Genomic DNA, 11,849 nt, shown 5'->3' with positions numbered 1-11,849 from the left:
ATAAGAGAATCAATACTCACGACAAACCCTTACAATTCAGTCTAAAGCCCCTGATGTTAACGACCACTGCCACCTCCATGGCCTTGCGCGACATGAATATTTTAATTCTTTGTACTATCGTTGGCAGCTCCACTGTTTGTACAAACAGCAAGTAATAAACAGCAGGCTAAAATAAACCAATGACTTTGTTTTATGATGATTTTTATCCATGATTTTAAAAGGAAATAATTAAAATATAGACTGTCATTCAATCACCAGTCAAAATAAATAGCTCTAATTGATTGAACGAATAACATCAAACTCTTCTTCCCAATCCAAAAGATAGACTAGATTATTTTGTGCATGATTACTATTTTTTGGGTGAAAACAGAGAGCTTTTTCTTTTTCCTCTTCGGCTCTTGCTTCAGGAAAATACTCCAAGATCTCCATATCACTCATGATAGTTCCATCGATAAATAGATTACCTAATAATAACTTAAAATAAAGTGAATTATCTTAAGCATATCTAATTTTTCTTATACTTTAATTCGCTAAACTGATTTAAGCAATTGAATGAGATGTTGTATAAACTCTAAAAAAAACAGTAATCATATAAAGCGGTTAATTGAAACCTAGGTAGTTAGTGTTTATCTACGATATAATGATACAGAACGGTTGAGTGTCCTTGGGAGCCAAAATTATTGTGAAAAAATTTATCATCACCCTCATTGGTTTGCTATTAAGTAATTCGTATTATGGAATTGCTATTGCTGGAAATTCACATCATCATGCGATGAAAAATCCCTCAAAAAATTCATCGAAGTCACAGCAAAGTGCTACCATGCGATTATCAATTCAGAAGATAATTGAAAAAAAGGATAAGAAACTAGGTAGTGTCCCTAAACCCATGATTACTTCAACCATATCAAAATACTGGCAATGTTCAATGCGCCCATGAAAGTAGCGGCTAACTTATCATATTCTGTCTGAATCAGCCGACAACTTCTTGGAGGTATGACGGGCTTAGTACCACGTTCAGACAAATATATTCTAAATTCATTACTATCATAAGCTTTATCAGCAATTAAATACTCACTAATATCCTTATCTAATAATATTGGCGCTGTTTTTACTTCGTGAATTGCCCCTCCGGTTAATACGAACCCAAGGGGCATGCCAAGTGCATCAACTTTCGCATGAATTTTAGTGCTAAATCCACCTCGACTACGACCTAAGGCTTCTTTATCCTGTCCGCCAATTGCACCTGCGGCATGTTGATGTGCGCGAATAATGCTTCCATCAATCATGTGCCATTCGTGATCGCCACCTTTTTTTTAAGATCGATAGTATTCGATCAAATTCACCATTTTTACACCATCTATTGTATCGGTTATAGATCGTTTTCCATGACCCGTACTCAGGTGGTAAGTCACGCCACGGAGCCCCTGTACGAACTATCCAACATACAGCCTCTATAAACAACCGATCATTCGCAGGTCGACCACCTTCTTCACGCTTTGGCAATAGTTTTTCTAATTTTGACCAAAGTAAATCATCAATTACCATCCTTGCCACTGACCGAACTCCATTTATATCTCAAATATAGAATGGTAAAATATCAGATTTTAAGGTTTAGGGACACTACCTAGTCTTCATCAAGTTATCTAAAACAACAAATAATAAACCAGTTACCCTAAACGATCTTGTTGAGGCACATACACAAAAGATTCATTTATTAATTATTGATGACAATCTCATGGACTACAGCCATGTTCATCCAGTTGAAACAACGACACCCGGTGTTTACCAATTTGAGTGGCAGCCTAATCTCAAAAATGCTACTTATCGTACTTGGGCCGATCTATTGCCTGCGAATACAAAAATTCAGGAATATATTATTGCCGATTTTCCATCTCCTAAAAACATTAAGGGATTAGGAGGTCATATTGATCGCCAGCCTTTATTTGAAAGCACTGTTGATGGTTATCAGTTCAAATTATCTTTTGATAAAACGCCCTTACAAGTGGGGCAACCAGCCATGGGTAAAATAGATATTGTTGATGCCAAGGGAAACCCAGTTCATACGTTAGAACCAATTATGGGTGCCTATGCTCACATCGTTGGGTTTAATGAGGACTTTAAAACGGTTACTCATGTCCATCCAATGGGCAAAGAGCCCACCAACGGATTTGAGCGAGGAGGACCCGAGTTACAATTTCATATTGAGCCTAATAAAGCGGGATTTATTAAACTGTTTACCCAAGTACAAATCGATGGGAAAACACTTTTTGCTCCGTTCGGAATCCCAGTAAAAATACAATAGAGTTCTTTCGAAACTAGCCTTTGGCAAAAGTTGCTGATAAAAAGCTCCTAATCAAGGAGCTTTGATGAAGTATGGAAATATAAAAGGTCTTGAAGACGAAAAAGATTTGGATTAATATTTAACTTAATTGCCGTAATTTATAACATAGAACTAACTTGATGCCAGTTTCGAAAGAAGTCTATTTTTTTCAGTTAAGATATTGGAAAATAGTCAAATTCGCATAGTAAAAACAGCATTAAATAATGATGAGCCAGTTCAGATATCATACTAAATCTTTTGCATATTTCTACTTTGTTCTGCTATGCCAGATTGAAGTGTACTCTATCATGACGTCAGGCTAAAGCAGCATTATGTATTTCATCTTATCTGATAAAACAGAGAAACCCTTATGAACAGGGTAAAATAATAACATTTTATTCATGCTTATCCTTTAACAATTCTAACATTCTTCAAATATTGCATGAACGTCACTTGACATTGGACTATAGTCCATGGTTTAGGCTTATATGTAGAGCTCATAATGAAGGAGGATAAGAGTGGACAGCAAGCAATTGAAAAACATTGATCCTGCATTAGGTTTAATAGGTGCATTTTCAAAAGTAAGTTTGGGCACGACGACGAAAATTCAGCAAATGCGCCAGGAGGTTATTTTTAAAAATGGTATTTTACCTGCTAAAACCAAGGCATTGATAGCGACCATTTGCGGCATTAATGCTAGGTGTGAGCCTTGTTTAAAATATTATGTACTGCAAGCCAAATCACTGGGTGCGACGGAAGCTGAACTTGGGGAAGTATTGGCTGTTGTCTCTACCATGGGCGGCTGTGTCGGTGAAATGTGGGCTTTAAAAGCCTATAAAGCCTTTATGGAAGAAAGTGGTTCATCAGATGCGTGCTGTGATCATTAAATTGAACCGAGGTGAGATAGAATGGCTTTGGCACTAACGATTGGACAAGTAGCGAGTCTGGCGGGTGTTTCTCATGACACCATTAGGCTTTATGAACGATATGGTTTGATTGAAGAACCCCCTCGTGCCGCCAATGGGTACCGCCAATATTCCATGGAAGCAGTTGATAAGCTGCGCTTTATCCAGCGTGTCAAGACCATGGGATTTACCCTCAAGGAAATTCAGAAATTATTGTCCATTCATCACTCCCCCAAACAATCCTGTGGTGAAGTGAAATCCAAGGCACAGCAAAAACTGGCGCATATTGCTGAAAAGATTCAAGAACTCAAGCGACTGGAAAAAGCTTTAAAAGCACTGGTCAGTGACTGTGAAACACGCCAACCAGATGAACTGTGCCCAATTTTTATTTCACTCAAACAAAAAGGGTAGAAATAATGGAAAAGATTGATTCGGAAAAAGGCGCTGAGCCCGGTAGATATTATGTGTCCAGCTCAAACAATCTGAATTTCTATGCGTACCCAATGGAGGCTTAATTTGAAAACACTAATTCGCTTATTCGCCCGTATTGGCGACAAAGCCGGATCGCTGGGAGCACTTGTATCCGCCATGGGCTGTGCCATGTGTTTTCCTGCTATCGCTAGCCTGGGCGCGGCTCTCGGCCTTGGCGTGCTCAGCCAGTGGAAGGCATGTTCGCCAATACTCTGCTGCCGCTGTTCGCCTGGATTGCCCTGGCTGCAAACGGACTGGGCTGGTTTAGTCATCGGCAATGGCACCGGAGTCTGTTGGGTATAGCTGGCCCGATTCTGCTGCTATTGTCTCTATATCCCTGGTTCCAATACGACTGGAGCACCTATGTCACTTACTTGGCATTGGCGTTAATGGTGGCCGTATCGCTCTGGGATATTTTTTCAGCCGCGAACAAACGCTGCGATGAAAACTGCACTGCGCCAACGAACAAAATCAACTAAAAAGCTCACACTTTTTATTGCTTGTGATTTTTACCTTTCTGTTTTAGTCCAGAAACTTTCCGTCGCACATGGTTATCAAGTTGGAGTCTTTGCCGCTCCAGCTGATCATGTGCATTATCCTGCAATAGCATTTTACTTCTTCCGGTGAACTGAACCATATCGAGTTGGGGCAGGTCTCGCAAGCTGTTTTGACCTTCGGCTGGCGGGCCTTGTCTAATGCTGAAAGCGTTGGGCTTCGTTCTGGAAAGGATGCCTCTTTGCTTTCTTTTTTTTCCAAGGGTTGTTCCAGCAATTTCATCGCTTCTTGCAGTTCTTCTTCCATCATTAAATCCGTATCGTCTTGATTGTTCATGGTGTTTCTCCTGTTCTGAAATCATTTTTTTTCGCTGGGCTTCCATATCTGGGTCAGCGAAGGTTATTGAGATTTTGTTCTGCACTGTTATTTGAAGAATGATCTTTTTAAAAAGTGGCGAGCCTTTGACTTGGATGCAGTTACCGTATTGCTGCTTTGCCATTTCAATGGCTTTTTTCAGTGTGGCAATAGAACCACCTTTAGAAATTTTGATTTCCTCACCGTCATTTCTAATAACTGCCTTATCCAGCTTATAAATTGCTGTTCCTTCTTTGGTAATGGAGTCAATTCGCTCTATATCAGTTAAAGAAATATCGAACGATCTTCCAGATAAGGTATAATTACTTAGATTTTTTCGGTTTCGATAATGCAAGGCTGTTATAGCTTCTTTGTCACCTTGCTGAGCTTTTTGTTGTAACCAATCAGCCCAGGTTTTGTTTTGGTGCAAATCAATCATATGCCTTCGCTCTTTAGCGTAATTTTGGCGTATTTTTTCAATGTCGTTCAAAAGAGTCTTGCTGAATTGCTTGTATAGATATTTCTTTTGAGTCCTTGAGGTTTTCAATAGCTTTAAAGCGGCACGCTTTATTCTGCCACGCCTCTTGGCCTTATCAATTAATCTGGCCTTAGCTTCACGAAGGTTCTTAAGTTTTTCGGAAAAAATCGTTTTGCCATGCTCCCTTTCATGAAGGTAACGCGCATAAATTTCTTTTCCGATCACTTGTTTATTGAGTGGTTCATAACGATAAATATTTTGCCCAGCCAGGTGAGTACCAAAAGGAGAGGGTAAAAATGGATCTAACCGACATTCAAGGTTCTTTTTAGAAAATCCTCGTGAAACAGAACTGGCCTTAATTACAAGGCCATCTTTATTACAAAAAACAAATCCATTGGCTTTGACCCGAATTTCCAAATCATGCACAGCAAGGATTTTATGAAACTCGTCCCAATTTTCTGCCGAATCCAGATTTTCCCTGCAATTACGCTTCATCCAGTTAATCAGACTTTCAATTCCAGCATGATGTTCCATATCGTCCGCAAGATTCTCAGCGCGACTTTTTCTAGTTCGATGATTGGTTATTTCAAGTCCATATTCGATTTCCAGTGTCGTTGCTGCTTCAGCAAAAGCCCTATAGGCTCTATATGGCTCGATCATGGTAAAGGATTTAGGATGAATTTTATTAATCGCAACGTGAATATGCAGGTTATCGGTGTCATGATGAATAGCACTTATTCTTTGATGTTCTTTAAATCCAATTGACGATACAACCCTGTCTTCTATAGCCTTCAATATCTCTTCAGATGGGTTTTCCCCTGGGGCAAATGATATTAGAAAATGGTATGTCTTATCACCTTTGGCTCTTTGGTTTCTCGTTTGTGTTGCCAAAACTTCTTGGATAGCCCAGGTGGGGTCAATACTATTACAGTTTGATATCCTGACTTTGCCCACTCGTTCCTGCTTGTTTTGTTCATCGACAATATATTTAACCAGGCTTGAAAAGCTGCTCAGTCTCGCTGATTTCATGGGGATGTGGCGAATAATCATAATTTCTTTACCACCTCAAACATGGCATCCTGCGTTGTCTGAATACGATCTAGTAGTGCCTTTATCTTCCGATGATCAAAATGAGCGACTCGTCTATCCTGGGTAAGCCAAAGCTTAAATAATCCTCCAAGCCTTCCCATATCTGCATTTATTTTGGATAACTGGAGAATATAATCTTTATCAATTGCGCTTTGGATTGGATAGCCTTGGCCGACACGGCGCAGGTATTCCGCAATAGAAAATCCAGCCTGAGCTGCATTGGATTTAATGGAGTTTTCTTCATCGGGAAGAACGGGAACACGAAGGTGGCGGCCGTGTTTTCTGGTAGGTTTTTTATTCTTTTCAACCATAAGGATGCTGACCTCTTAATAAGTGGTTATGCAATCCTTTAGGTACTGATTAATTGTTTTTTTTTGAACTCAAAAAGCAAGATGCCCGTTGAGCACCGAAGGTGCGAATAAGCCATGTGAAGTTTGGTAGCCAGCTTGCTGGTTAGCTAACTTCACCTATCTTGCCCTGTGTTTCAACGTTTCTTTTAGGAATCATAACAGGAACAATTTGGAACTTACAACGATTTTCAAAGGATTTTTTTGGAATATGGGGCTTAATAGTTCCTTATTATTCTAAAAAGTTCTCTTTAAAGATAAATTAAATCCTTTAGTAGTGCAAAATTATTCTTATTCCTTCCATAAATATTCCAAATTATTCCTTTTTTCATTGTTCAATTTCAAATTATGGTTTAGATTAATCTAAGAAAAAAATTTGACGCCATAAAAGCATGAAAAAGTCACTTTCAGAACGGGTAGCTCAAAACCAATCGGAAAAAAGGGCGAAGCGAAACAATGCCAAATCACAATTTATCATACTCAAAGATGACATCCGTGAAGCGCTTGAAGCTGGCTGGTCCATGAAAGCGGTCTGGGAAACCTTGTTGGATGAAGGGCAAATTTCATTCGGCTATAAAGCCTTCAGGCATTACGTACTTAAGTTAATTAAGTCAGAACAGGAAACAATCAAGGATGACAAACCGAGCAAAAGTAAAGCCACTAATGAAATCAAGGGTTTTACTTTTAATCCAATACCCAACCCGGAGGAACTCTTGTAATGGCAAAAATACATATCACGATGCAGGGAAAGGGCGGTGTCGGCAAATCCTTTGTCTCAGCTACTACCGCTCAGTACAAGCTTAACAAAGCACAATCACCACTTTGTATAGATACGGATCCCATTAACGCCACCTTTCATGGTTTTAAGTCACTTAATGTCGTACGCCTGGATATTATGGAGGGTGATGAAATCAATCCTCGCCATTTTGATGCTTTGATTGAAAAGATTGCAAATACCCAAGATGATGTGATTATTGATAATGGCGCCAGCTCATTTGTGCCTTTATCACATTATCTCATCACAAACCAGGTGCCTGCTTTGTTAAAAGACATGGGGCATGAACTCGTCATCCATACCGTTATCACCGGTGGCCAGGCATTGCTGGATACAATAAACGGCTTTGCTCAGCTGGTGAACCAGTTTCCAAAAGACGTACGCTATGTTGTATGGCTCAATCCTTATTGGGGAAAAATCGAGAATGAAGGAAGGCCTTTCGAGCAAATGAAGGTATACAAAGAAACAAAGGACCAAATAGCAGCAATCATCAATATCCCAGATTTAAAGGAAGAAACCTTCGGCCTGGATTTATCAAACATGCTTCAACAAAAAATCACCTTTAATGAAGCAATCGATTCTCCTGAAAGAAATATTATGACAAGGCAACGATTAAAGCTGATACGAGATCAGCTATTTAGCCAGATTGATAACGCCATGGTGATCTGATGTCCGACAAACTTAATGAAGTTATCCAGGACATTGCCATCAAGCATGGTGTAGTTTTGGCTAAAAACGATCCTGTTCTTATCCTTCAAACCATGAATGACAGATTGCTTGAGGAAAACCGAAAGGCACAAGAGGAGCTGCTGGTGAAGTTCAGAGAGGAAATGGAAGGCATTTCCTCTCAGTGGAAGGATGACGCCAAGGAAAAAGCCGAAAATGTGATCAATGCCACTCTGGCAGCGAGTAAAGAGGTAATGGCCAAATTATTGAGGGAGTCGACCAGTGAATCTGTTCAGGCCATGAAAAAGATAGTATCGGACTCATTGATTGAAGCGAAGGATTTGACTGAGCGGACATGGAGATACTGTTGGATTGCATTTGGGTCAATGATTACTTTGCTTGGTTGCTGTTTTTTTATATTGATTTTTATTACTCAGTGAAATAAGAATTTAAACCCAAGAAGATCATACTGTCCTATAGTTAGGTATCAGCATGGGTTGACGTGGTCAAGTAAGGGAGGGTGTTGTCCTGCAGCAGTTCTCTTTTAAGGTGGGCATCATCGAAACCGTTTCAGGCGTCCTGCAACAGGCAGGCTGGCACACCACGGTTTTCTGTTGACGTCCGGTTTTTGCTCTGTTAGCTGTGCAGAAACAACCACCACTGATTCCATCTTACACCCTTTAGTGTAATGAAACGGTATTTATGGTGTAAAATAAGTGCAAAGACATGGATGTAAAAAATACCGAAAATAGTTTATGGATTGTTTTTAGATGGTTACCTTCGATTTCAGGCAGCTGACTCGTCATGGTCATTTACAGCACGCCTGTTTCTGCCTATTATTTGATTAATGTATCACTAATCAAGTGACTTTTAATCATGTTCGCCCTCATCGACTGCAATAATTTTTACGCTTCCTGCGAGCGCTTGTTCCGACCGGACCTGCGACACACGCCTGTTGTTGTGTTATCCAACAACGACGGTTGTGTCATTGCCCGCTCTAACGAGGCAAAAGCACTGGGTATTGCCATGGGGGTACCTTTTTATCAAATCAAATCCCTGGTTAGACAGCATCACATTGCCGTGTTTTCATCAAACTACACGTTATATGGCGATATGTCGCAACGGGTAATGTCGATGATTGAATCGGCCTGGCCGGAGGTTGAAATCTACTCCATTGATGAGGCGTTTCTTGATTTAACAACCATGGCGCCAGGGAAATACGAATCGTTTTGTCGGGAGCTGCAGGGCGCTGTTTTAAAATCCACCGGCATACCAACGTCTATTGGTATGGGAGCGACCAAAACACTGGCCAAAGCGGCTAATTATCTTTGTAAGAAAGTTCTGAGTACTCCGGTGTTTCACCTTGACGAAACGGAGTACTGGTTAAGTCAGGTTCCAGTTGGGGACGTATGGGGGGTAGGGCGGTGCTGGCAGAAAAAACTCATGGAGCAGGGCATTATGACCGCCCGGGATTTAGCCAATACCAACGCGCCTCTGCTTAGAAAACAATGTAATGTGATGTTGATGCGAACGGCGATGGAGTTAAAGGGCATGTCTTGCGGCGGACTGGACGAACCCGTGGCCAGAAAAAGCATCCTGTCCTCGAAATCGTTTGGTGAGATGCAAACCGGTTATGACAGCCTTGCCCAGGCCATCAGCAGCCATTGCGCCCGCGCCTGTGAAAAGGCACGCAGCCAGCATCTGGTGGCGCAGCACCTCCATGTGTTTGTCCGCTCCAACCCGTTTCGTGCCGATTTAAAACAATACAGCAACAGCATCGCCTGTCGTCTGGTCAATCCAACCGATGATACCCGTATCATCACCGGGATGGCCAAACGCTGTTTGAAACGACTGTTTCGGGAGGGGATTTACTATAAAAAAGTCGGTGTCATGCTGGAGGATTTAATACCAAAAAACCCCATCCAGCTTGATTTGCTGCATCAGCCAACGGAGCTTTCCCTTATCAAAAAAGACCGGCTGATGGGTGTTTTAGATGGAATCAATCAGCGTTATGGCCGCCATACCATCAAACTGGCGGCCGAAGGTCACAGCAAACCATGGGCGATGCGTGCCGGGATGCGCTCTCCCTGTTATACGACAAGGTGGTCGGATTTGCCGGTGGTGCTGGTGAAATGACATACTGATGTCAGGCGGTTGATTGTTTATTGGCATAAAAAAATCCTAAACTGAATGATAAGACGGCATTGGTGTGGAGGCTTGATTGTGTGCGGACGATTTGCCTTGGTTACGACCTTATCCGGCATCAAAGCGCAGTTTGATGTTGATGAACTGCCGGAGCTTATACCGCGTTTTAATATTGCACCTGCCCAGGACGTTTTTTTCATTCTTTCCTCCAGTGATGGAGCACGGCACGGTGTTATGCTCAGATGGGGATTCATCCCGTTTTTCTCTAAAGAAAAAACCTTTGACCGTCCATTAATTAACGCACGGGCGGAAACCGTGGCAGAAAAACCTGCCTTCCGACAGAGTTTTAAATCACGGCGCGGAATGGTTATCATGAGCGGTTTTTTTGAATGGCATGCTCGGGGTAAAGTAAAGCAACCGTATTACACCAGGCAGAAAAACGACACGCTTTTAGCGGTCGCCGGATTATGGGATACCTGGCAATCGCCCAAAGGTGAGGTCATTCATTCCTGCTGTCTGATTACCACAACAGCCAATGACGCAATGCAATCCATTCATACCCGCATGCCGGCACTGCTTGATAAAAAAGCGCAGGATGCCTGGCTCGATAATGAATTGACAGACCCTGGCCTGTTGCAATCACTGCTTCATCCTTATGAAGGCAATGACCTGGTTATTTATCCGGTCACGCCCAAAATGAACAACTGGCGTTATCAGGATGTTGATGCCATTAAGCCATGGCGGCGGACACCCGAATAAGAGGGTCGGGTGGCTGCTGGTTCCTGCCCTTGAAATTGGTTATGCTGGTCCGTCCGTTTCTTTCTTGAGGTGTTGTGTTCAATGAGACAAAAATTACCGGCATTGTTTTTCCTTTTATCGCTGATGGGTGCGGTTATCAGCGTTCAGGCCTCTGAAAGTCCCATCTATCGCACCTGCCAGGAGCAGCCGGACAGACAACAGGCCCGTTCCCGGGAATTGCAACGCCTGGTGCAGGATGATCAGAAAGAACGCGAGGATTGGGACCAGTTGTCGGAGGAAGAAAAGCAGAATGTGTCTTGTCATGACGAGAGCCGTCGCAAGCGGGTCGGGGAGATATTTGGGGAAGGGTGCCTTAAAGAAGCCCAGGATTACGCCGCTGCTTCTCTGATTTATCAGCATGGCGATGTACCAGACCACTATTTTCAGGCCTTTTTGTGGGCAAAACGCGCGGTTGATTCAGGGGATTTGTCATCAAAAGGGTTGGTGGCCATGACCATCGACCGCTATTTAGTGAGTCAGGGGCAAAAGCAGTTGTTTGGCACCCAGGCGTTCGCATCGGAGGAAACCGGCTGGTGTTTTTGCCTGCAACCGGTGGAAAGGAGCTTTCCGGATCTAAAAAGAATCGCCTATGGCGACAAAACCCTGGCCGACCGATTGGATGATTTGGCCTCGTTTAATCAAGGGAAATCGTGTCCCAACACGGAGTGTGCCATGGCATTGAATGAAACGCCTGCAGGAAGTGTCCCTGGGTTTTGGTAATTGGACATTTTTTTATTAGTGTCAAGACTGTTTTTTTATTTCTTTTCTGATAACCTTACAGGGCATAAAGCATATTTTTCCCCAACCCACAATCTGTGGATATTTTTTTTAAACACCCCGTGTTTTTTTCAATGATTCTATTCGTTTCAGCGTGACAATCCAGAGCTGGCCTGGCTTTTGATGTTATTATCAAAATCGGGAGTTAAAACCGGTTATCCACAAATTCTGTGGATAACCTTGTGCATACGCTGTCAATCCCGTTGATTTGTCTGGAAGTTTCAGGGGT

14 protein-coding genes and 1 pseudogene are annotated in these 11,849 nt (G+C 42.1%); 10 read left to right on the top strand and 5 right to left on the bottom strand.

The window, feature by feature from the left end; all coding sequences use genetic code 11:
* Positions 1-273: 273 nt before the first annotated feature.
* The 3 genes from CKW05_RS15365 to CKW05_RS15630 all read right to left on the bottom strand — a co-directional run bounded on the left by CKW05_RS15365 (position 274) and on the right by CKW05_RS15630 (position 1,545).
* The gene (locus CKW05_RS15365; protein ID WP_154080663.1) at positions 274-438 is read right to left on the bottom strand and encodes a hypothetical protein; all 165 of its coding nucleotides are present in this window, start codon (positions 436-438) and stop codon (positions 274-276) included.
* Positions 439-890: 452 nt separating this feature from the next.
* Positions 891-1,286 (bottom strand): IS5/IS1182 family transposase, encoded by a 396-nt coding sequence (locus tag CKW05_RS15490; RefSeq protein ID WP_058483200.1) that lies wholly within the window; start codon positions 1,284-1,286, stop codon positions 891-893.
* Entirely contained in the window at positions 1,279-1,545 is a 267-nt protein-coding gene (locus tag CKW05_RS15630; RefSeq protein ID WP_058483201.1) for an IS5/IS1182 family transposase, read from the bottom strand. The genes CKW05_RS15490 and CKW05_RS15630 overlap by 8 nt, the downstream gene beginning before the upstream one ends.
* A 79-nt stretch (positions 1,546-1,624) precedes the next feature.
* Here CKW05_RS15630 and CKW05_RS12280 point away from each other — a divergent pair.
* The 4 genes and pseudogenes from CKW05_RS12280 to CKW05_RS12265 form a co-directional block, all read left to right on the top strand.
* Positions 1,625-2,302, top strand: a pseudogene (locus CKW05_RS12280) (hypothetical protein); the annotation flags it as partial.
* 536 nt (positions 2,303-2,838) lie between these two features.
* Positions 2,839-3,207 (top strand): carboxymuconolactone decarboxylase family protein, encoded by a 369-nt coding sequence (locus tag CKW05_RS12275; protein WP_058483202.1) that lies wholly within the window; start codon positions 2,839-2,841, stop codon positions 3,205-3,207.
* 21 nt (positions 3,208-3,228) lie between these two features.
* Entirely contained in the window at positions 3,229-3,636 is a 408-nt protein-coding gene (locus tag CKW05_RS12270) for a heavy metal-responsive transcriptional regulator (protein WP_058483203.1), read from the top strand.
* A 257-nt stretch (positions 3,637-3,893) separates the two neighbouring features.
* A complete protein-coding gene (locus CKW05_RS12265; protein WP_456298517.1) occupies positions 3,894-4,175 on the top strand; it encodes a MerC family mercury resistance protein in 282 nt (93 codons plus the stop codon).
* 14 nt (positions 4,176-4,189) lie between these two features.
* On the opposite strand, the gene traI is transcribed toward CKW05_RS12265, so the two are convergent.
* Complete coding sequence (gene traI, locus CKW05_RS12260) at positions 4,190-6,073, bottom strand: TraI/MobA(P) family conjugative relaxase (protein ID WP_058483204.1); 1,884 nt, start codon at positions 6,071-6,073, stop codon at positions 4,190-4,192.
* Positions 6,070-6,423, bottom strand: coding sequence for a conjugal transfer transcriptional regulator TraJ (traJ, locus tag CKW05_RS12255; protein ID WP_058483205.1), 354 nt, complete (start codon positions 6,421-6,423; stop codon positions 6,070-6,072). Before traJ ends, traI begins: the two co-directional genes overlap by 4 nt.
* A 428-nt stretch (positions 6,424-6,851) precedes the next feature.
* Between traJ and CKW05_RS12250 the strand changes: the two genes are divergently transcribed.
* From CKW05_RS12250 to CKW05_RS12225, 6 genes are all read left to right on the top strand, one after another.
* The gene (locus CKW05_RS12250) at positions 6,852-7,178 is read left to right on the top strand and encodes a TraK family protein (RefSeq protein ID WP_058483206.1); all 327 of its coding nucleotides are present in this window, start codon (positions 6,852-6,854) and stop codon (positions 7,176-7,178) included.
* Positions 7,178-7,903 carry an ArsA-related P-loop ATPase gene (locus tag CKW05_RS12245; RefSeq protein ID WP_058483207.1) on the top strand — a complete coding sequence of 242 codons (726 nt, stop codon included), beginning with the start codon at positions 7,178-7,180 and terminating at the stop codon, positions 7,901-7,903. The genes CKW05_RS12250 and CKW05_RS12245 overlap by 1 nt, the downstream gene beginning before the upstream one ends.
* Positions 7,903-8,340, top strand: a complete 438-nt coding sequence (locus CKW05_RS12240) for a conjugal transfer protein TraM (protein ID WP_058483208.1) — start codon at positions 7,903-7,905, stop codon at positions 8,338-8,340. Before CKW05_RS12245 ends, CKW05_RS12240 begins: the two co-directional genes overlap by 1 nt.
* 436 nt (positions 8,341-8,776) lie before the next feature.
* A complete protein-coding gene (locus CKW05_RS12235) occupies positions 8,777-10,036 on the top strand; it encodes a Y-family DNA polymerase (RefSeq protein ID WP_058483209.1) in 1,260 nt (419 codons plus the stop codon).
* 87 nt (positions 10,037-10,123) lie between these two features.
* Positions 10,124-10,804 (top strand): SOS response-associated peptidase, encoded by a 681-nt coding sequence (locus CKW05_RS12230; protein WP_058483210.1) that lies wholly within the window; start codon positions 10,124-10,126, stop codon positions 10,802-10,804.
* 81 nt (positions 10,805-10,885) lie between these two features.
* A complete protein-coding gene (locus CKW05_RS12225; RefSeq protein ID WP_058483211.1) occupies positions 10,886-11,563 on the top strand; it encodes a hypothetical protein in 678 nt (225 codons plus the stop codon).
* Positions 11,564-11,849 lie beyond the last annotated feature (286 nt).

The sequence above is a fragment of the Legionella spiritensis genome (assembly GCF_900186965.1).
GTDB classification, from domain to species: Bacteria; Pseudomonadota; Gammaproteobacteria; order Legionellales; family Legionellaceae; genus Legionella_C; species Legionella_C spiritensis.
The sequence above is the reverse complement of the archived record's forward strand: the minus strand, read 5'-3'. Positions and strand labels throughout refer to the sequence as shown.